Consider the following 19,143-nt stretch of genomic DNA (forward strand, 5'->3'; position numbering starts at 1 on the left):
TTTTTACCAAATCAAAAGAGATAGGGGGAAAAAATGTATTTAATTATCACGATTGCTGTTGTCGGATTGTTAGGGTTTTTGCTGTATTTTGTTGAGCATCGGTATTCGGAATTCAAATAATATCCGAATGGTCTCTGTGTACATCTTCCGGGGATTTGGTAATTCTCCGGGCAATTCTCCCAAATGATTCTCTTCCCGTTCCCAAGAGATATTCACAATTTGTTCAGAAGTGTTTAAACTGTGATTCTATCAACAGGATGTTGTCAATATTGAAGGTGAATAACAAAAATTGTTGAGGTAAAAACGGATGAGTTTGAAAAAGCAGTATTTAAAAACGAAGCCGGTGTGTAAGGTGACCTTTCGGTTACCGGCAGAAGCCGCGGAAAATGCCAATTCTGTATCTTTGGTTGGAGATTTTTATGATTGGGACCCCTCCAAAACCCCTATGAAAAAGTTAAAAAACGGGAGCTATAAGGCTGTTCTGGATTTAGATCCGGATCAGAATTATGAATTTAGGTATCTGATTAACGGCGACGAATGGGAAAATGACTGGGAAGCAGACGACTACGTTGGAAATCCGTACGGCGCCGGTGAGAATTCGGTGGTTTCAGTTTAAAGGTTAATTCGGGAACGATTTCGGCAACTGGTACCGTGCCAATTCCCGTTGTAGTTCTCTGGAAAATTTCGGGTGGGATACTCCCTCATCCCCGGTTATGTGACATGGAGTTCCCGCCATGAGCGAATTGACTGCAGGTAGATCTTAACCAGCAGATCACTGGGAACAGATAAATTCTTCATGAATGAATCCTCAGTTGTATTGTTAAAATGTGTCGGAGTATACATCACTGATATAATGGAGATTTAACCAGCATGTAAAAACTCCGTAAGGCCCACATCCGTTTAAATTAGAGAATTGATGTTTTGATTTGGAAGCGACGGGATATTACTTTACCAGCGATACTTACAATACTCTAAAAGCGATTATAATTCAGAATTACAAAACAATACCCGCATATGAATTCTAAAGAAAAAATCTTTGTTCTGGATACCAACGTCATCCTCCACGATAGCGGCTGCATTTATCACTTCCAGGAGCACAATGTTGTCATTCCCATCACGGTATTGGAAGAACTGGATTCATTCAAAAAAGGAAATGAAACACTAAACTTTCACGCCCGGGAGTTTGTCCGCGAACTGGACTCCCTGAGTGGTGATCATCTGTTCAACGGCGGGGTAAATATCGGCCCGGAGAAGGGGAATATCAGTATCTTCCTGGAGAAGGAATTCCACGATGATCTCAAGTTCAATTTTTCGCCCCGGAAACCGGATCATCACATTTTGAATACGGCGTACCAGTTGGCGGAGGACCATCAGGAGAAGGAGATCATCCTGGTCTCCAAAGATGTGAATCTCCGGATGAAAGCCAAATCGCTGGGACTCATGGCGCAGGATTATATGACGGATCAGGTCAAAGATATTTCTGCATTGTACACCGGGCTCAGGGTGGAGGAAAATCTGCCGGAAAACGTCATCGAACAGATGTATCAGGTACCATTCGAGGTGGAGGCGAGCGCGCTGCCGGTAAAGAATCCTCTCAATCCAAACGAATATCTGATTATGCGGAACGGCCGGAAATCAGCACTTGGAGTGTACAATCCATTTACGCTCAACGTCCACCGGGTGGAAAAGACCTCAGTCTACGGCATTACTCCGCGAAATGCCGAGCAGACCTTTGCGCTGAACGCGTTGATGAACACAGACATTCCACTGGTCAGTATCTCCGGTAAGGCCGGTACCGGGAAAACTTTGCTGGCGCTGGCAGCAGCGCTGGAGAGACGGAAGAACTACCGGCAGATTTATCTTGCCCGCCCCATTGTTCCACTCAGTAATAAAGACATTGGCTTCCTGCCCGGGGATATCCAGTCCAAACTCGATCCGTACATGCAGCCGCTCTATGATAATCTGGGTGTCATCCAGAACCAGTTCCCGAACTCCAATTCCAGGAATCGCCGCATTAAGGAGATGCTGGAGGAAGAAAAACTGGTTATCTCGCCCCTCTCGTATATCCGCGGCCGGAGCCTGGTGAATATCTATTTTATCGTGGATGAGGCACAAAATTTAACCCCGCACGAGATTAAGACGATTATCACCCGCGCCGGCGAGGGCACCAAGGTGATTTTCACCGGCGATATTTATCAGATCGATCACCCGTATCTGGACAGCCAGTCCAACGGTCTCAGCTATCTTATTGATAAAATGCAGGGCCAAAAGATCTACGCTCACATCAATCTGGAAAAGGGTGAACGGTCCGAGCTGGCGGAATTGGCGAGTAATCTGCTGTAAAACTGTCCGGGAATACCAGGGATTCCGTTAAAAAGGAAGCGGTAAAACGCAACTGTACTTCGATGAATAAGTGAACATTTTTTCAGTATTTGAGAAATTTTACAAAGAAATTGTGCAGTCGGAGAAATTAAGGAGCGATTACTGTCTATTCCGATATTTTCAAAGAAATGTGATGAAAATTCTCACTAATAAAAAAAACGACTATTGAACCTTTTGGGTATTTTCAGCAATCTTAATGATTTTCAATTGCACTAGATTGGAATCACTTCCTCATGGCAAATCTGACAGGATCTACAGGTTGGACAGGATAAAAATAATCCCGGGACAGATTTAGGTTACGCTTTTGGCAATTTTTTGTTTGTAATCCGGTAAAGCCTGTACCTCCTGTCGAGTCTTTGAAAGCATCAAACCATTCATCATCTCACCAACATCTCTAGAAGTTTATCGCGTGAAAGCTTGGTGGCGATCCGGCAAGCTGATCGCGGGACTCTACAAAACCGAATTCAGCGGATTAAGGAAACGGATTTAGCACCAAAGAATTCTTTATAGTATACTATTCGCTGACACCGTTCGATGTTAGACAGGGGAATCAAAATCGCACCAAGAGAAAGGAACTGCTCCCTATGGGTATCGCTGGAGACATAGTCATTATTGTGATTGCCGGGTTTTTCGGCGGCATCCTGATGCGGCTTTTGAAGCAGCCGTTTGTGCTGGGATACATTCTTGCAGGTATTATTATCGGTCCGTATACCGGCCTGTTCACCATTACCAATATTCACGAAATCGAGATGCTCGCAGAGATAGGCGTCGCACTCCTGCTGTTCGCTCTGGGGCTGGAATTCTCGTTGAAGGAACTTAAACCAGTACGCTCAATTGCTCTGGCCGGTACCCCGATTCAGATCCTGCTGACTATCGCGTTTGGATATGGTGTAGGTCGGGTTATCGGGTTGGACTGGCACGCGTCTATATGGCTGGGCGCATTGCTCTCCCTGTCAAGTACCATGGTCGTGCTCAAAACGCTGATGAGTCAGGGATATATGGGTACCCTCTCCAGCCGGGTGATGATCGGGATGCTGCTGGTTCAGGATCTGGCAATTGTTCCGATGATTATCATTTTACCGCAGCTCCATGACCCGCAGGGAGGACTAGCTACTATTGGCTTTGCGGCGCTCAAGGCAGGGCTGTTTCTCCTGGGCATGATTTTTCTTGGCACGAAGCTCATTCCAGTAATTTTGCGGCGGGTTGTCCGCTGGGAATCCCGGGAACTGTTTCTGCTGACCATCACTGCCATTGGACTCGGTGTAGGCTATGGGACATACCGGTTCGGGCTCTCCTTTGCACTCGGCGCCTTCGTAGCCGGACTGGTGATCAGCGAATCAGAATACAGTCACCAGGCGCTATCCGATATTATTCCGCTCCGGGACCTCTTCGGTCTCCTGTTTTTTACCTCGGTGGGCATGCTGCTCGATCCCCGGTTTCTCATGGCCAACATCGACAGCGTGCTGTTATTACTCTTTCTGGCCATGGGAATGAAAAGCCTGATTTTCGGTACCGTGAGCTGGGCGTTTGGGTATCGCCGGGTCGTACCGCTTGCCGTGGGATTTGGGTTGGCGCAGATTGGAGAGTTCTCTTTTGTCCTTGCCCGGGTTGGACTTCAAACCGGCTCAATCGACCAGGATCTCTACTCGCTCGTGCTGTCTACAGCGATTATCTCGATGTTTTTTACGCCATTTGTCTCACAGCTGGTCTCGCCGATGTACCGGATACTGCAGCGGTTTCAATCGTCAGAACCCGCGTACCAATTCGATTTGCCGGAGGGGGAATTTACCGATCATGTGATCATTGCCGGGGGCGGCCACATTGGCGAAAATATCGGCCGAATTTTGCGGAAACTGGGGTTACAGTTTGTGATAATTGAGTTCGACATCAACCGCGCAGACCGAATGCGTAAAGATGGGCTGTCAGTCATGTACGGTGATGCCTCAGAGTCAGTTGTACTTGAGGCCGCGGGACTTCGCGACGCCGCACTTTTGATTGCCACTATGCCTGCGGCGATTGAGATCAACAGTATCGTTGCGCATGCCACTGTCCTGAATCCCGACGTGGATATCGTGGCGCGTGCTGATACGCTGGAGCACTTGCAATACCTCCAAAAGCAAGGGATATTCGAAGTCGTGCAACCGGAGTTTGAAGCCAGCCTGGAGATGACCCGACAGGCATTGACCCATCTGAATGTGCCGGAGGAGGAGATCAGTCAGTTTATCCAGGAGACCCACGTGGAATTCTATAAACAACTCCAGGAGGCGGCATCTCCGGAATAGTACGATGAGTGGGCAACCGGGTTCCCCGGAGTTACTTATGAATCGGAATCGTGATTGAGTAAGTAATCTACTGCCTCTTTTTCACTGGTAAATTTTGTTACGTTGAAGCCTGCGTTGCGGGAGACGGTTTCGATGAAATCGTGAGAATCGTCATCCGGATGAGTTAGCAGTGCAACGACAGCCGATTCATCTATAGTCGGATTGTCCAGCATATCCTTGTGGGCGAATTTATATGATTTCAGGACCGGATCTTCGTTTCTGGCCTCCCGGACATCCACTAAATAGCGATGAATCCCTTCCTTCCGACCAAGAGCGTGGGCTTTCATATTCTGCTCCATTCCCAGCTCCCTTGTCATCGTACCCTGAACAGTGAGGATGATGTATTGGCCATTTTCGGATACATATATAGTATAACTCATTAAGTGCCTCCAGCCAGAAAGTAGTATCGACCCTACAAGTGTGGGTCCTCCATCAACGATGTAATAATTAATTAGGTTTTATCCCGCCATCCAGAAAACCATTCCGTCACGGCGGGACTGATGAATGGTTTTTTGGGCGGGATTCCGCCCAGACTCCGCTCAGTGACGGAGTCAAAGCGGGAACCCCGGCTGTAAAGCCGGAGGGCTCCATATTACGGCAAATATTAAATAAATCAAGATATTTGAGCGTTTATAGGCATATTTAGGTTCCGGAGTAAACCAGGTGCTCAACTGTCCGCTGTCGATCTGTAAATTTTGCTACGTTCAATTTGGCATTGCGTGCGACGGTCTCAATAAAATTTTTGCCGTGATTGTCAGGGCTAACCAGTAACACCACTAATATTACTGACACAAAAATATTATAAGTAGGACTGAACCTGGTTGGGAAAACTTTATCCCATTATTGCAGGATTCTCATTTCCAGGTAAATTTGCCCAGGGTGCCCAGGAGTCCTGCAACGGTGACGATCACCGGCTGACCGAAGAACACAGAGAGAAATCCTCGCCAGAGAGATTTATCTTGCAGAGTACGGGTAATCTGTTTGGCCATGAGCAGATCGGCAATCAGCTTCACTCCCCAGATGGCTGCGGCGACCGGCCAGGAGACCAAAAACGGCGCGGCCACAAATGCTACCAGTGAAAGGTAGAGTAGCACCAAATACCCACGAATCCAACGTTTGGGGTAGACAATTCCTGTTGAGGCCCAGCGAGCCCGCTGGTTTATCATCCCCCGGAGGTTGTCCACCGGTGCAGTATAGACAAAGCTTTTCGGTGTAACCAACGGTTTAATCAGCCACTTTGTGTATTTATCGATTCGCTGGAGCAGGAGATCATCAGTTCCGGCCCGGATGTGAAGATGGCCGTTATACCCGTTGGCATCTTCGTACGCCTGGCGCCGGAAGGCCATATTCGCTCCGGAGCAGGTCACAGCGGTTCCGTTGGCGGCCATTGCTGCGGAGACGAGATTCAGTGTGCCGGTGTCCAGTGCCTGATAATGATCCAGCGGATGACCGTTTCCCTGGAAAACCGTCATCCCGAAAACCACGCCCGTACCTGGTTCAAAGGAGGATGCCATTTCCCGGACCCAATCCGGATTATTCCGGGTATCGGCATCCGTCGTCATCAGGATGTCTCCCCGGCTGGCTTCTACACCCAGCGCAATGGCACCCTTTTTATCCGCGGAGCCGGTTTGACTCGGGACGACATTCATGGCGGTGACGTTGGGATGCTTCTCTGCATATCCGGAAATAATTTGGCTGGTCTGATCGCTGGAGCGATCATTCACTAAAATGATTTCGTACAGCTCCGAGGGATAATCCTGCATGAGTAAATGATCGATGCAAGTAATCAGATTGGACTCTTCATTCCGGGCGGGTACTATGACGCTGACAGATGGCAGCGAGGCGGTTCCATGCATCTTACCGTTTAGGCGGACAGCTTTTCGAACACCCATCATATAATAGATAGCATTCAGCACGTAAAAAATCGCCAGGGCCAGAAACAGTACGGTCACCTTCGGGAGGACTCCTTTTTGTTTGACGCAAACAAATTATCGAATGCAATAATAAGAAACATTTATCAAATACCCCTATTGATTTCCACAATTATAAAACGAATATTTGTTTTGACGCACATTATGATCCGGCAGATGCATGCTATAGACAGAAAAATGTATCAAAAAAACACACTGGGAAAGTTATTTGTCCTCACTACTGATTGCAACCTGTAAACCTGGCCAGACCACCCCGATAACTTAATAGGGGTAAAGAATAAAACTGCAGGGCGGTTTAAATCGCATTATTGATTCCCGCCAATCCGAATCGTATAATTCACCGAGCTACTTTATACTGACCCTTTAGCCTGAATTCGGGACATGAGTTTCCAGAGATGGCATTCCTCCAGAATATTGACATTTCCATAGTATCCCAGTGGATTGTGGGAGCGGCCGGAGCAGTGTATACCGGATTTTTGCTTTTTATAATTACGGGAGTTCTGCGGACCAAAAATACGAAAGCGCAGGCGCAGCCGAGCGTGTCTGTTATTGTGCCGGCACACAATGAAGAAGCAGAGATTGGTAAATGTTTACAGGCATTACTCGCCCAGGATTACCCGGAGGAGTTAACCGAATTAGTTATTGTAGTCGATCGATCCATAGATGAGACCCGTGAGATCGCAGAGACGTTCCGCGAGCATGATGATCGCGTTCAAATAATTACAATCGATCATGTGCCGGATGGATACAGTCCGAAAAAGTATGCGCTGAGCCGTGGAATTGAAGAAAGCACCGGAGAAATCATTTTAACTACAGATGCCGACTGCCGGTCCGGTAAGGATTGGATTACCGGAATGGTGTCCCATTTCACTGAAGATACAGGGTTTGTTGCGGGAATTGTCTATACAAAACCCGTAGGTGGACCAGCGAGTTATCTTGCGGGAATAGATGGGGTAGTTACTAGTATAATCGGAGCGGGCACCACCGGCTGGAATCGCGGAATAGCCTGCCGGGGCGGGAACTTCGCTTATCGACGCTCAGTGTATGAGGAAGTAAACGGATTTCAGGGGGTAGGGATTCAACAAGTCCTGTCCGGCGATGATGATCTGTTCCTCCAAAAGGCGAAACGCAAAACAAGGTACGGCTTCCGGTTTTCTACCTTACCGGAAACGGTAGTACAGGAGGATATTCCGGACAATCTCGGGGATATCTACAGACGCAGACGCAGACATATTGATGCTTCGAAGCATTTTAACCGAAATGTACAGGTTGGATATCTTGCGTATAACGTTGCCAATATACTGATTATCGCCGGAGCCCTTGCCATGGTCTGGACTCGGATGCTCTTCCCGGTTGCTCTTTGGGCTTTTCTGGTGAAATTCTTGCTAGATACGACCGCTGGATATTTGATCCTGAAGCCTGTCCGAGAATTTCGGATACTGGCTATTCTACCGGTATGGGAGTTCTATAATGTGTTCAAAGAACTTTTCATTAGTCCGCTGGGATTGTTCGGTAAGATTCGCTGGTAAGGAATCAGACTATGAATAAGTTACGGAACCATGAACAACGCGTTGGCTGGATTACCCGCATAAAGTCAAGACTGAAGAGCCTTTTGCGCTTCCAGCCGTTTCGATACTTTCGGGTATCCCGGAAACAATGGAATGAACAATACCGTGAGGGAGAATGGGAATATCTCTGCAGTCCGGAACAATCAGCGCACTACGCGGTAATTGCCGAATTCGTTCATTGGTATGCGCCTGATGGTAGCGTGTTAGATGTCGGATGCGGTGAAGGCATTTTGCAACCAACTTTGGCTCGCTACGGCTACAGTACATACGTGGGAATCGATATTTCCGATGCGGCAATCAGGAAAGCAGAGGAGAGAGAAAACGCCGCCACTTCCTTCAAAGTCTCCGCAGCGAATGAATATGTACCTGAGCAACAATTTGATGCTATTCTCTTCAATGAAGTATTGTATTATTTTAAGAATCCGGAAGAGATAGCCGAGCGCTACGCCTCCTACCTTCTTGAAGATGGAGTAATCATTGTGTCAATGTGGAAGTCTCACGGAACGGGACGTATTTGGAACATACTCGATTCGCGCTTTACGGTGCTCCAGGAGGTTGAACTCAACCCCGGGAATGCGTTGGCCCGGACGGTGAAAGTACTGCGCGGAAAGGGCAACTAGTTTTTTGTTTGAATGGGGATAATTTGAACTTGCCTTAATCAGCATTCACATTTTTTCGTTGTGCATAATCTTTACCTGACCAAATTTTACCAAAAAATATTTCGTGGGTCAGGCCAAAAATAACATGGCCCAGAATTACAAGGACAATTCCCGTCCAGAAACCGGGATCCAGGGCGACTACTGCCGCGGAGAACCAGAGCGTATGCTTGGTGAATTTCGCTACGTGCCAGGCGTCGCCAAATGTGATTGCAATCCAGTCGATCCAGCTGCGAAACGGCTCCGGGCCAATCCCGGGCGGTATTCGCATCTCCAGCCTAATACCCCGGCGTTTCAGCATCCGAGTGAGCCATGCTTCCGAGCGGAACATGATGGTATCCTGGATGTCATCACCGAGTGCGGTACCCAGTGACCAGAGCGTGAATACCACACCCCATCTGAGATCGTAGGTGTAGATACCGGCGCCGAGTCCGAGTAGCAAAACGCCGTGGATCAGGAAGAACAGTCGTCTCGATAAAGGTTTGGATTCGCTCATTGTGTCTCCCGGGAGGTTAGAAAAGACAATAAAATAGGTGCATCCAGGATGAATACCAAATATCTGATCCGGGATGTCCCCACTTCATAATTGCATCGGAATATATTACTTTCCCCAAAATGATCATAAGGCACATGGTTCAAAGTAACACCGGACGATGAAAGACATGAAAGAAAATATTGAGGGGCAGGCTGAGCAAACTTCCGGTAAAAGTAAGACGCCGGAAACTGCGACGGCAGTCCGGAGTGGCCGGAGGTGGTTTTGGTGGATTCTGAAGTTGGTAGTCGGAATCATCCTCCTCGCAATCATCATAAATTTCGTCCGAAAAGAGGAAAATCTCTGGGCGGGATTTCTTGATGCCGATCTGCGCTGGATCGGTCTCGGGCTTTTCGGTGTATTACTCCATTTTTTTCTGTTTTACGTCCGGTGGCGATTTACGCTGAATACAATATTTATATTGTCGGCAACACCCCGCCAGATTTGGCGCTCGCTGTTCGGGGGCATTAGCCTTGGGTTGATTACTCCGGGCAGTTTGGGGGAACTTGCCAGAGGTATCTTTTTTCCCAGGGAAGAGTTTTGGCGGGTATCCGGCGCCAGTGTCATTGATAAATTATATGCAAATCTCACCAGCCTTTTCCTAGGGAGTATCGGGATACTGGTGTTGGGAATGGATGTACTTTCCCTCTCAGGCAGTTGGAATTATTTGTTTGTTGGTTTAATGGCGGCTCTGATAATCGCTGGGATAGTTTTTCTGTTGAGGCCCAGAATTTTGGCTGCCTCATTACGCTACCTGAGTCGATATCTGCCGGATTCCATCAGCAGGAAACTCAGTACCTTTAGCGAATACCTGCAACGACTCGGTCCTGGTACCAGCTGGAAACTGGTGGCCGTCTCAGTGGCGATTAATGTAGGCATCTTTCTGGAACTGTACTGTTTTCTGAGAGCATATACTCCTGCACCCTTCTGGCAGACATTCTTCGCCTTCGAAGGCTCGTATCTGGCGTCGACGCTCCTGCCATTAACGCTTGGAAACCTTGGCGTGCACGAAGGCTTCCGTATTCTGTTCTTTTCCGCAGTCGGGGTGGCTGCTGCTCCCACACTTCAGGCCTCCATGATTATCTTTGCGGTGAACGTATTGATTCCCGCCGGGGTCGGTTTTTTCTTTTTGCCAGACGGAAGGCGGAATTTTGGGATCCAGCGGCGCACTGTGCCCTCACAAACCGTAGGGCGCCAGAGATGAAATTCAGAAATCCCATAATCAGGCCGCCGGCTTGGATCCGGAGGATGTACACGCAGAGCTTGTGGCGTTCCGACGCTCAGGAATCCGTGGCGGTGACCTTTGATGACGGTCCGGGACGAATTACCCGGCAACTTCTGGACTGGGCGACGCAACGAGAGGCGCAGTTCGCATTTTTCCTGATGCCGGAAAACTTGTCCGGCCATGAACCTCTGGTCCGGCAAATGACTGCGGAAGGACATATTGTTGGCACCCATTTCCTTCATCACCGTTCTTACCTTTTCAGTCACAAATCCGGGTTTCAGTCGGACTTACGCCAGTCCGGTGAATTAATTTCCACGAGAGCTGATTCACCTGTCAAGATATGCCGGCCGCCCTATGGTCGCATCTTTCCGTGGCAACAAAAGTGGATTCGGGAATTAGGTATGACGCCGGTTATGTGGACGCATAATACGGCCGACTACCGCCCGCAATCTTTGGAGGAAACATGTGCTCAGCTACGAGCCTATCTCCGGCCCGGCGATATTGTGGTGATGCATGACGGGCGAAAGTATCATCCGGAAGCGCTTAGTATTCTGGATTTTATCATCGACGAAATGCATCTGAAAATCCGGTTTCCATTGGGATGCCCCTGAGGCACTTAGTGAGTATTGCACCGCGTGAGATTACCTCCAGATAAATTCAATATTTTTTTATATTAAGTAGCAATCATCCCGGTCTCGCCTGAGTACTCGCCCTCCGGGATGATTCTCCACAATTCCTGCGAATAAAAAAGGAGCAATCCAATGGCAAAAAATGAGTACATAAATATCGGCGTAAAGGAACAAAAGGTAAGATTAGTCCTCGGCATCCTCATGGGTATTGTGGTGGTAGTAATGGCCGTAATGATGGCGCGAAACAATCTGACGGGAATCTGGGGCGGTATCCTGTTTATTCTCACCTATCAGGCTGTCCGGTTTTACTTCGACTATCGCACGGGGACCTGTCCGTTGAAAGCCGAGTTGGGACAGGAAAAGCTAGAGGGCTGGATGACCACCATCGGCGATCCGATTTCCGATCAGGAGAAGAGTAAGCGCATTCGTACCAAGTCCCGGAAGGCGTTCGCATGGTCGTTCGGAGCTGCGGTTGTGGTAACGGCCGTCGTGTTGTTTATTTAAGAATCCTCTTAGTAAATGATCGTTTAAAACTTTGCCCAGCCTTTAAACAGTAGACACTCAATTCCATGGAGGATTGCTTACAATGAAAATTCAAAAAATGGCGCCCGAGGACTGGCCGGACGTTGAACGCATTTATCTGCAGGGCATCAAGACAGGAAACGCCACTTTCGAACAGGAGAGCTCTGGCTGGGAGGAGTGGGACAAAACGCACCGTGAAGACTGCCGGCTTGTGGCAAAAATCGACGGTGATATTGTCGGATGGGCGGCACTGTCAGATATCTCTGACCGGTGCGTGTACGCCGGGGTAAGTGAGGTAAGTATTTACGTGGACCCGAATTACCAGGGAAAGGGGATCGGCAGCCGGCTGATGGAGAAATTAATTACGGAATCCGAGTCCGCCGGCATCTGGACGCTCCAGGCGGGTATCTTCCCGGAGAATAGAGCGAGTATTCGCCTCCACAAGAAACACGGATTCCGGGAATTCGGCACCCGGGAAAAGCTCGGCAAGCTGGACGGCGAATGGCGGGATGTGGTGCTGCTGGAACGCCGAAGTTTAGTGGTTGGGACAGACTGACGGACCAGTTGGTAGTAACCGCTTTAGCGGTTGTTCAGTAGAAACTGTGTTCTTGTGTTAGAGTGTTATTGTTGTTTTGCCCCGCAGGGGCGGTCGATGTTAGCCTAGGGTGACGCCCTGGGAAAAAAACCAGATCCAAACCAGAGAGCCCTTTAAGGGTGAAAGATTGAGTCAAAGTATTATTTGATGGGCAGGAAAAGCGAAAAGAACAAAATCGCCCATCCCCATTCCGGGGAGGAGATCCTGGAGCAGCTCCGGCGGTTCGGCTCCGACGTCAACCGGAAACACGAAATGACCTTCTGGCTCTATTACCCTTCCGAAGATCTGGCAAGCCGGGCGGCGGTTAAAGCGAAATCGAGTGGTCTGCACCCCGAGATTGCTCCGCCCATTGAAAATTCTCCCCATGACAGTTGGCTCTGTCTGCTATACTGTCCGCATGTGCCGGACGAACTTATTCTGGACGGCGTCATTGAGTTCTGCGAACAGTTGGCGGAGGAATTTAGTGGCACATACGACGGATGGGAGGCCCGGCTGGAACTGCCGGATGGGGCGGATCCTGATATTCCGCCATTTGAAAATACGTAGCCCCGAATTATCATTGAATAAGTCGACAGGATGTATAACGGTGATGAAAAATACCCGAACGCGATAAATCGCGTCCACAAACTGGATTCGTAAAAAAATATTTCCGTTTGGAAACACTCTCCACTCCTGTTATAATAAGAGCGAATTATCTTATTAACGAACGGAGCAAAAGAATGATTGCCCCAAACGATGGTCTTTACAATTGGATGGCTAAGTACCCATCCCGCCATATTCTCTCATCTCATCCTTCCGTTCTTTCTTCCCGATGTTGTTGCTGTAAATAACTTCTTTCGTTTAACACTTTATCCTGACATCGCTGGCTAAATAAGTCCGAACAGAGGACCGATTCGTTAGTGGCCGCGATATCTGTGAAACCGGCAGGTTGCGGTCAGCCTGATTTGTAACAAGGCATGTGTCAGGAAGAATACTTTTCCCGAAAATTTATCGCACAGAAAAGGAACAACAAATGACAGGCATATACCACATACCGGAACGAGTGTACAGAGAAACCGAGCAGCATTCCAAAGATGTTACGGCGTATTTGGCTGGTGACCTTTCTGAGGAGATGTTCAAATCCCGCCGGGTACCGAGAGGTATTTACGGTCAGCGTCAGGACGGATTGTATATGGTGCGTGTGCGCGTCGCCGGCGCCACACTCACCGCGCCTCAGTTAAGACGACTGGCCGGACTCAGCCGGAATTATGGGAGCGGCAAACTGCACCTCACCACCAGGCAGGACGTCCAGCTCCACGAGGTGTACATTCGGGAGACACCTGAAGTGCTGGACAAATTGCTGGAGGTCGGACTGACCCCGGCCGGAGGCGGTGGCAATACTATCCGTAATGTTACCTCCTGCGCCCACGGTGGCTTAACTGCGGACGAGGTCTTCGATCCACGGCCATACGCAGTGGCGGTGACCAACTACTTCCTGCAGTTCGACAGCTCGTATCACATGCCCCGGAAGTTGAAAATTGCATTTTCCGGCTGCGGGGAAGATTGCGCCCTGGCCGGCATCAACGATTTAGGCTTTATCGCACGTGAGCAGGACGGTCAGCGCGGTTTCCGGGTATTCGTCGGCGGCGGACTTGGCGCCAACTCCCGATCCGCTGACCTTTTCCGTGACTTTGTGCCGGCGTCCGAGGTTCTCCGGATTGTGGAAGCGGTGAAACGCCTGTTCGACCGGCACGGCGACCGGCGGAACCGTCACCGGGCGCGGCTTCGATACGCCGTGGAACGGCTGGGCGTCGAAGCATTCCAGCAGGAGCTTGAGAAGGAGTGGGAACAGGCCCGCATAGATGGAATCCCCGACTTGAGTGTGCCGGATTTGTCTGAAAGGTTACCATCCGAGAGCAACGGAATTACCGGTGGAGAACCGACAGAAGGCAAATTCCATCAGTGGAAAGAACGAGTTGTCCATCCCCAGCGACAGGACGGATATTCCCGGGCGGAAATCATGCTCATTCGTGGCGATATTTCTTCCGGGGATGCAATCCGCCTGGCGGATCTGGCAGAACGATACGGAAGCGGTGAGCTCCGGACCGATCAGCGCCAGAATCTGTTCCTGCCGTGGATTCCGGATGAGTTTCTTGGGGAAGTCTATCGACAACTATCCAAATCTGACGGTGAACTGACCGGAGATTCAGCTGCTCCGTGGATGATCGCCTGCAAGGGCGCCGCCACCTGCCGGCTAGGACTCTGCCGCTCCCAGGATCTGATGGCGGCCATTAGCGATGAGGCTGAAGCGTCCGATCTCGATACTAATATTTTTTCGTCACTGAAAATCCACATCAGTGGATGCCCGAACAACTGCGGCCAGCACTCCATCGCCGACCTGGGATTCTTCGGCGGCGCCCGTCGGCAAGATGGACAGAGCTATCCCATGTACCACCTGGTAGCCGGCGCAGAACGGAATTCTGATGGAACTACTCTGTCGGAAATACACGACTCGATACCGGCAAAGAATGTCCCGGAGTTCGTAGTTACGCTCCTGCGTGATTACCAGGAGAACGGATTCGGCGAAATTGGCTTTTCCGAGTACTGGCAGCGGCGCGGCGAGCAGTACGCACTGAAGCGACTTCCTGAATTTCAGGATGTCCCAGACTATTCAGCCGATCCCAAGTTTTATCGGGATTGGGGACTGCTGGAGGACTTTTCCCTGGCAGATCGCGGTGAAGGCGAATGCGGCGCTGGCGTCATCGAGATGGTCGCCGCCGAACTGAAGCGATCGGAAAAGCTGTGGCGGAGAGCCACCAGAGCACGGGACGGTTCCGAAGAGCAGCAGGACTTCCTGATGAAATCGGTGGTTGCCGGCGCAGGTGGGCTACTGTTGACCCGGGGAAAGGAGAAACAAGATCCGGTAGAAGTGCTGGGAAAATTCACGGATGTTTTCATCCGGTCAGGACTCACAGACCCAAAATACGAAGCATTACTGGTTCAGTTCGGCGGTTTGCTCCACGGTGAACGCGATATCCCGCAGGCGGATCCGGAAACAGTTCGGGACTTTCTGGATCACCTGCAGGCCCTGTTCGATCGGATGGACGCCTCGCTCAACTTCAGGGATTAGGTAGCCCTACCCTTCCCTGCGAAATTAGTTGACAGGGGTTCTTAAATCAGATATATTTATCTGATTTAAGAAATTCAATAAACAATGCAAATTGAAACAGAAAGGGAGACAACACTGTCTCTTGCTGTTAAACGAGTAAACGATAACACGAGGTAATTATGTATACAATAGAGAAGGAACAGGGTAATACGGCGTTAGAAAAACGAACAGTCGGAGAGATCGTCGCCGACGATTATCGTACCGCTGAAGTGTTCCAGCGACACCGCATCGATTTTTGTTGTGGCGGAAACAAACCGCTGCGTGAGGCTTGCGAAGAGAAAAATGTAAATGTTCAGACTGTCGTTGGGGATTTGGAGCAAATTCATGACTCAGGCGGGGTGACGGAAAATTATAACGAATGGGCTCCCGACTTCCTGGCCGATTATATCGTAAATCAGCACCACGCCTATGCCAGGCAAGTTATTCCACAGCTGAATGCCTTCGCGGAAAAGGTGGCTCGGGTTCATGGTGACCGGCATCCGGAGACCCGGGAAATCGCTGAAATCTGGCTTGAAACGGGCGGGAATATGATTACCCATATGCAGCGCGAGGAACTGGTGCTGTTTCCATACATAAAGCGGCTTAGCAGTGCTGACGGTGAGGGATCCAAAGCAAAATCTCCCACATTTGATTCGGCAGAAAAATTTATTGCAGAGCTGGAGGACGATCACAATGTCGTCGGAGACAGTCTGGCGAAGCTCAAAAGTCTCAGCAGCGGGTTTACGCCTCCGCAGGGTGCCTGCAATACTTACCGGGGACTGTACGCCTCGTTGCAGGAATTCGCCGCTAAAACCAAAGAACATATTCACCTGGAGAATAACATCCTCTTTCCCAAGGCGATTCGGTTCGCTAATGCATCCTCGGAAGCAGTTATGGAATAGTCGGTTATTTTCGAATTTTGTGCCGATGGGGCGACCATACCTCGAAAGTTTAGGATAATATCCGGCCAGAAGTGACAATTTGAGTTAGAGAACCTCCAGATTAAAGGAATTAACAGAGCCTGGCTGAATAGAGGTAGTCGCCCCGCTTGGTGTGTTTTCTGCAATTTTATCTCTATATTTAAATTATCCAATGAGATATGGGAAAATTGCAAAACTTTCATATTTCTATTTTCCCCCATAACACATTCCACAGTAATCCGTCTGTACAGGTGAGACAATGAACCAGACCGTCGACGATCTGTCCAACGAGGCCCTGAGCGCGCTGGTAGATGAGGCGAAGCGAGGGACAGATGGAGCGCAGTCGCGGTTGATTTCATTGTCCTACACGAAAATCTACCGGTATATCTATTACCGGGTGAACCAGAAGGAAGACGCGGAGGATTTGACCAATGATGTCTTTGTCCGGATGCTGGATTCGCTGGAGCAGCAACGCGGTTCGTTCCTGGCGTGGCTCTACCAGATCGCCAAGAACCGGATCGTGGATTACTACCGCAAGCAGGATGTCCGCAGCGACACCAGCGACGTCGGGGAAACCATCGAATACTTCGAGAGTGAAGGGAAACCGATAGACAAGATGTTTATGCGGAAGGAGCTGCAGAAAGGCATCAACCAACTGACCGAAGATCAGCAGGACGTGATAATCCTGCGGTTCATCGAGGGCTACCAGGCGAATGAGGTAGCGGACCAACTGGACAAGTCGCCGACGGCAGTGCGACAGCTCCAGTACCGGGCGCTGAACCAGCTTCGGAAGATGATCCCGGAAAAAGAATAGCACGCAGATGACGCTGATGAAGCAGATAACCACAGATGAAAAACAAAATATTGAACATCGAAATAACTGTAATTACCGCAGAGACGCAAAGGACGCAGAGAAAACAATATTAACACCAAGTGAAAAGCACTGTAAAAATTTCAACATACAACGAACGACATACAACGAACAAAAACCGAGTAAGATTAGGATTAAGATTAAGAAAAGAAAACCCGGATACTTGAACACATGAACACTGGAACACTCTCACACTATGAATAATGAATTCAACACCATCCTGGACTACTGCATCGACGAGATGCGTACCGGGCAATCCATCGATGATCTGGTCAATCAGTTTCCAGAATATGCCGATGAATTGCGGCCGATGCTGGAGATGTCAGAGCACCTTGGCGAGTTGGAGGCCCCGGAACCGTCGGCGGAGACCATCAATAATGCGCTCTTCGAGATCGGTCAACGGGCTGGACAACAGCAGCAGGAGCCGGACACCTCCGGCCTCTTTCTGCCGGCATTCGTGCGGCAGCCGTGGGTGCGGCGAACCGTCAGTGCTGTGCTGGTGGTTGTTGTGCTCTTTATCGGGCTCTCCACCGCCTCGGCGGACAGCGTCCCCGGTGACCTCCTGTATCCGATCAAACAACTGACAGAGTCCATTCAAATAGCGTTCACGTTCAACGAAGAGGATGCAGCCGAACTGCGGTTAACCTTCTCCGAAAAACGGCTGGAGGAACTGTCGCAGGTCTACCGGGAAACCGGGGAAGTCAACGAGCCACTGATTCAGGCCATGCTGGCCGACGCCGGGAACGCGATCGAACGTGCGATGGCAACCGGCGATACGCTCTCGTTTCTGCGAACCAAGGCCCAACATCTGAACGAAACCCAGCACGAGTTCCTGCAGCACCTCCAACCGCGCGTCCGGAGACAGGCGCGACAAACCGTGGATCGGGCCATCGAAATCTGCGGCCAGCGCCGCGGCCGGATGCAGCAGATGATGCAGCGCATGATGGACGGCGACATGCCCATGCATCAGGGGCAGGGCAGTGGACATATGAACGGAATGATGGAACGACAGTAACCGAAAACAACAGTGTTCAAGTGTTCCGGTGTTCCGGTAACGACGCTTTACTGTGACAGAGCATTATCATTACTCATTTACTCCTCATTTATTTATCATTTTTTTGGCGACGAACCACACACAACGAACCACCAACATTTACCGCGAAAGCGGTTACGACCAACGACTCCGTCGGTTTGACTCGAACACTTTAACACCTGCCCCGAAGGGATCCCGTTGGGGAACACTCTCACACTGTCTTTCCCCCCATAACACTTTCCGATCTGGTTCGTCTGTGATTAGTGAAAGAAAGAAAAATGAGCAATGAACCAAACACACGGAGGCTTCAAATGAAACGCACAGCACTTATACTGATAATCGCAGGCGCACTGGCCACGCCGTTTTTTCTGGGCACCGGATTCGCCCAGGGATGGGGCGGCATGCACGGGAACACCGCCGGTAACGGGTACGGCATGATGAACGGTGGACATATGGGCGGCCACATGAACGCTGGTCACATGATGAACGGTATGCAGGGTAATCGACAAAACGTGCCCGAACAGTACCGGCTGAGTGAGAAACAACAGACCAAGATCGACGATATCCGGGACGCGTATCAGGAGGAACTTACCCCATTAATCAAGCAACTGCGCGATGCACGACGGGAATACGCCACGGCGCTCAATTCCAAAGATATCGATGCGAATCGGGTGGAACAACTCCGGGCGGACGTGAACAGCATCCAGGACAAGATCCAGGAGCAACGCGTGGAATCCCGGAAGCAGGTCAACACGGTACTGACCGACGATCAGCTGGCCTATTATGGGAATCATCACGGATTTCTGATGGGATCCGAATGGCAGAATATGC

The 19,143-nt window shown here is 49.9% G+C and carries 18 protein-coding genes; 15 read left to right on the forward strand and 3 right to left on the reverse strand.

Annotated elements, in window-relative coordinates; translation table 11 throughout:
- Window positions 1-307 precede the first annotated feature (307 nt).
- The 3 genes from K9N57_10690 (at window position 308) to K9N57_10700 (ending at window position 4,664) form a co-directional block, all read left to right on the forward strand.
- Window positions 308-616 carry an isoamylase early set domain-containing protein gene (locus K9N57_10690; GenBank protein MCF7804648.1) on the forward strand — a complete coding sequence of 103 codons (309 nt, stop codon included), beginning with the start codon at window positions 308-310 and terminating at the stop codon, window positions 614-616.
- A 398-nt stretch (window positions 617-1,014) separates the two neighbouring features.
- Window positions 1,015-2,343 carry a PhoH family protein gene (locus K9N57_10695; protein MCF7804649.1) on the forward strand — a complete coding sequence of 443 codons (1,329 nt, stop codon included), beginning with the start codon at window positions 1,015-1,017 and terminating at the stop codon, window positions 2,341-2,343.
- Window positions 2,344-2,966: 623 nt separating this feature from the next.
- On the forward strand, window positions 2,967-4,664 hold the full coding sequence (locus K9N57_10700; GenBank protein MCF7804650.1) for a cation:proton antiporter: 1,698 nt from the start codon (window positions 2,967-2,969) through the stop codon (window positions 4,662-4,664).
- A 35-nt stretch (window positions 4,665-4,699) separates the two neighbouring features.
- On the opposite strand, the gene K9N57_10705 is transcribed toward K9N57_10700, so the two are convergent.
- On the reverse strand, window positions 4,700-5,083 hold the full coding sequence (locus K9N57_10705) for a hypothetical protein (GenBank protein ID MCF7804651.1): 384 nt from the start codon (window positions 5,081-5,083) through the stop codon (window positions 4,700-4,702).
- A 474-nt stretch (window positions 5,084-5,557) separates the two neighbouring features.
- Complete coding sequence (locus K9N57_10710; GenBank protein ID MCF7804652.1) at window positions 5,558-6,655, reverse strand: glycosyltransferase; 1,098 nt, start codon at window positions 6,653-6,655, stop codon at window positions 5,558-5,560.
- A gap of 374 nt (window positions 6,656-7,029) precedes the next feature.
- On the opposite strand from K9N57_10710, the gene K9N57_10715 reads away from it, so the two are divergent.
- Window positions 7,030-8,163: a glycosyltransferase gene (locus tag K9N57_10715; protein MCF7804653.1), complete on the forward strand. Its 1,134-nt coding sequence runs from the start codon at window positions 7,030-7,032 to the stop codon at window positions 8,161-8,163.
- Between the two features lie 11 nt (window positions 8,164-8,174).
- Window positions 8,175-8,822 carry a class I SAM-dependent methyltransferase gene (locus K9N57_10720; protein ID MCF7804654.1) on the forward strand — a complete coding sequence of 216 codons (648 nt, stop codon included), beginning with the start codon at window positions 8,175-8,177 and terminating at the stop codon, window positions 8,820-8,822.
- 34 nt (window positions 8,823-8,856) lie between these two features.
- On the opposite strand, the gene K9N57_10725 is transcribed toward K9N57_10720, so the two are convergent.
- A complete protein-coding gene (locus K9N57_10725; protein ID MCF7804655.1) occupies window positions 8,857-9,354 on the reverse strand; it encodes a hypothetical protein in 498 nt (165 codons plus the stop codon).
- A gap of 166 nt (window positions 9,355-9,520) precedes the next feature.
- On the opposite strand from K9N57_10725, the gene K9N57_10730 reads away from it, so the two are divergent.
- The 10 genes from K9N57_10730 to K9N57_10775 form a co-directional block, all read left to right on the forward strand.
- Complete coding sequence (locus K9N57_10730) at window positions 9,521-10,594, forward strand: flippase-like domain-containing protein (protein MCF7804656.1); 1,074 nt, start codon at window positions 9,521-9,523, stop codon at window positions 10,592-10,594.
- Between the two features lie 44 nt (window positions 10,595-10,638).
- Window positions 10,639-11,226 (forward strand): polysaccharide deacetylase family protein, encoded by a 588-nt coding sequence (locus tag K9N57_10735; GenBank protein MCF7804657.1) that lies wholly within the window; start codon window positions 10,639-10,641, stop codon window positions 11,224-11,226.
- A 150-nt stretch (window positions 11,227-11,376) separates the two neighbouring features.
- On the forward strand, window positions 11,377-11,748 hold the full coding sequence (locus K9N57_10740; protein ID MCF7804658.1) for a hypothetical protein: 372 nt from the start codon (window positions 11,377-11,379) through the stop codon (window positions 11,746-11,748).
- An 82-nt stretch (window positions 11,749-11,830) separates the two neighbouring features.
- Window positions 11,831-12,322, forward strand: coding sequence for a GNAT family N-acetyltransferase (locus K9N57_10745; protein ID MCF7804659.1), 492 nt, complete (start codon window positions 11,831-11,833; stop codon window positions 12,320-12,322).
- A 186-nt stretch (window positions 12,323-12,508) separates the two neighbouring features.
- Window positions 12,509-12,907 carry a ribonuclease E inhibitor RraB gene (locus K9N57_10750; GenBank protein MCF7804660.1) on the forward strand — a complete coding sequence of 133 codons (399 nt, stop codon included), beginning with the start codon at window positions 12,509-12,511 and terminating at the stop codon, window positions 12,905-12,907.
- Between the two features lie 466 nt (window positions 12,908-13,373).
- Window positions 13,374-15,470 (forward strand): nitrite/sulfite reductase, encoded by a 2,097-nt coding sequence (locus K9N57_10755; GenBank protein MCF7804661.1) that lies wholly within the window; start codon window positions 13,374-13,376, stop codon window positions 15,468-15,470.
- Between the two features lie 158 nt (window positions 15,471-15,628).
- Window positions 15,629-16,390 carry an iron-sulfur cluster repair di-iron protein gene (ric, locus tag K9N57_10760; GenBank protein MCF7804662.1) on the forward strand — a complete coding sequence of 254 codons (762 nt, stop codon included), beginning with the start codon at window positions 15,629-15,631 and terminating at the stop codon, window positions 16,388-16,390.
- A 277-nt stretch (window positions 16,391-16,667) separates the two neighbouring features.
- Window positions 16,668-17,222, forward strand: a complete 555-nt coding sequence (locus K9N57_10765) for a sigma-70 family RNA polymerase sigma factor (protein ID MCF7804663.1) — start codon at window positions 16,668-16,670, stop codon at window positions 17,220-17,222.
- Between the two features lie 253 nt (window positions 17,223-17,475).
- Window positions 17,476-18,294 (forward strand): DUF5667 domain-containing protein, encoded by an 819-nt coding sequence (locus K9N57_10770; GenBank protein MCF7804664.1) that lies wholly within the window; start codon window positions 17,476-17,478, stop codon window positions 18,292-18,294.
- Window positions 18,295-18,623: 329 nt separating this feature from the next.
- Window positions 18,624-19,143 (forward strand): Spy/CpxP family protein refolding chaperone (locus K9N57_10775; GenBank protein ID MCF7804665.1); only part of this gene is annotated, 520 nt, incomplete at its 3' end.

Source organism: Candidatus Neomarinimicrobiota bacterium (genome assembly GCA_021734025.1).
In the GTDB taxonomy this organism is placed as follows: Bacteria; Fidelibacterota; JAANXI01; order JAANXI01; family JAANXI01; genus JAANXI01.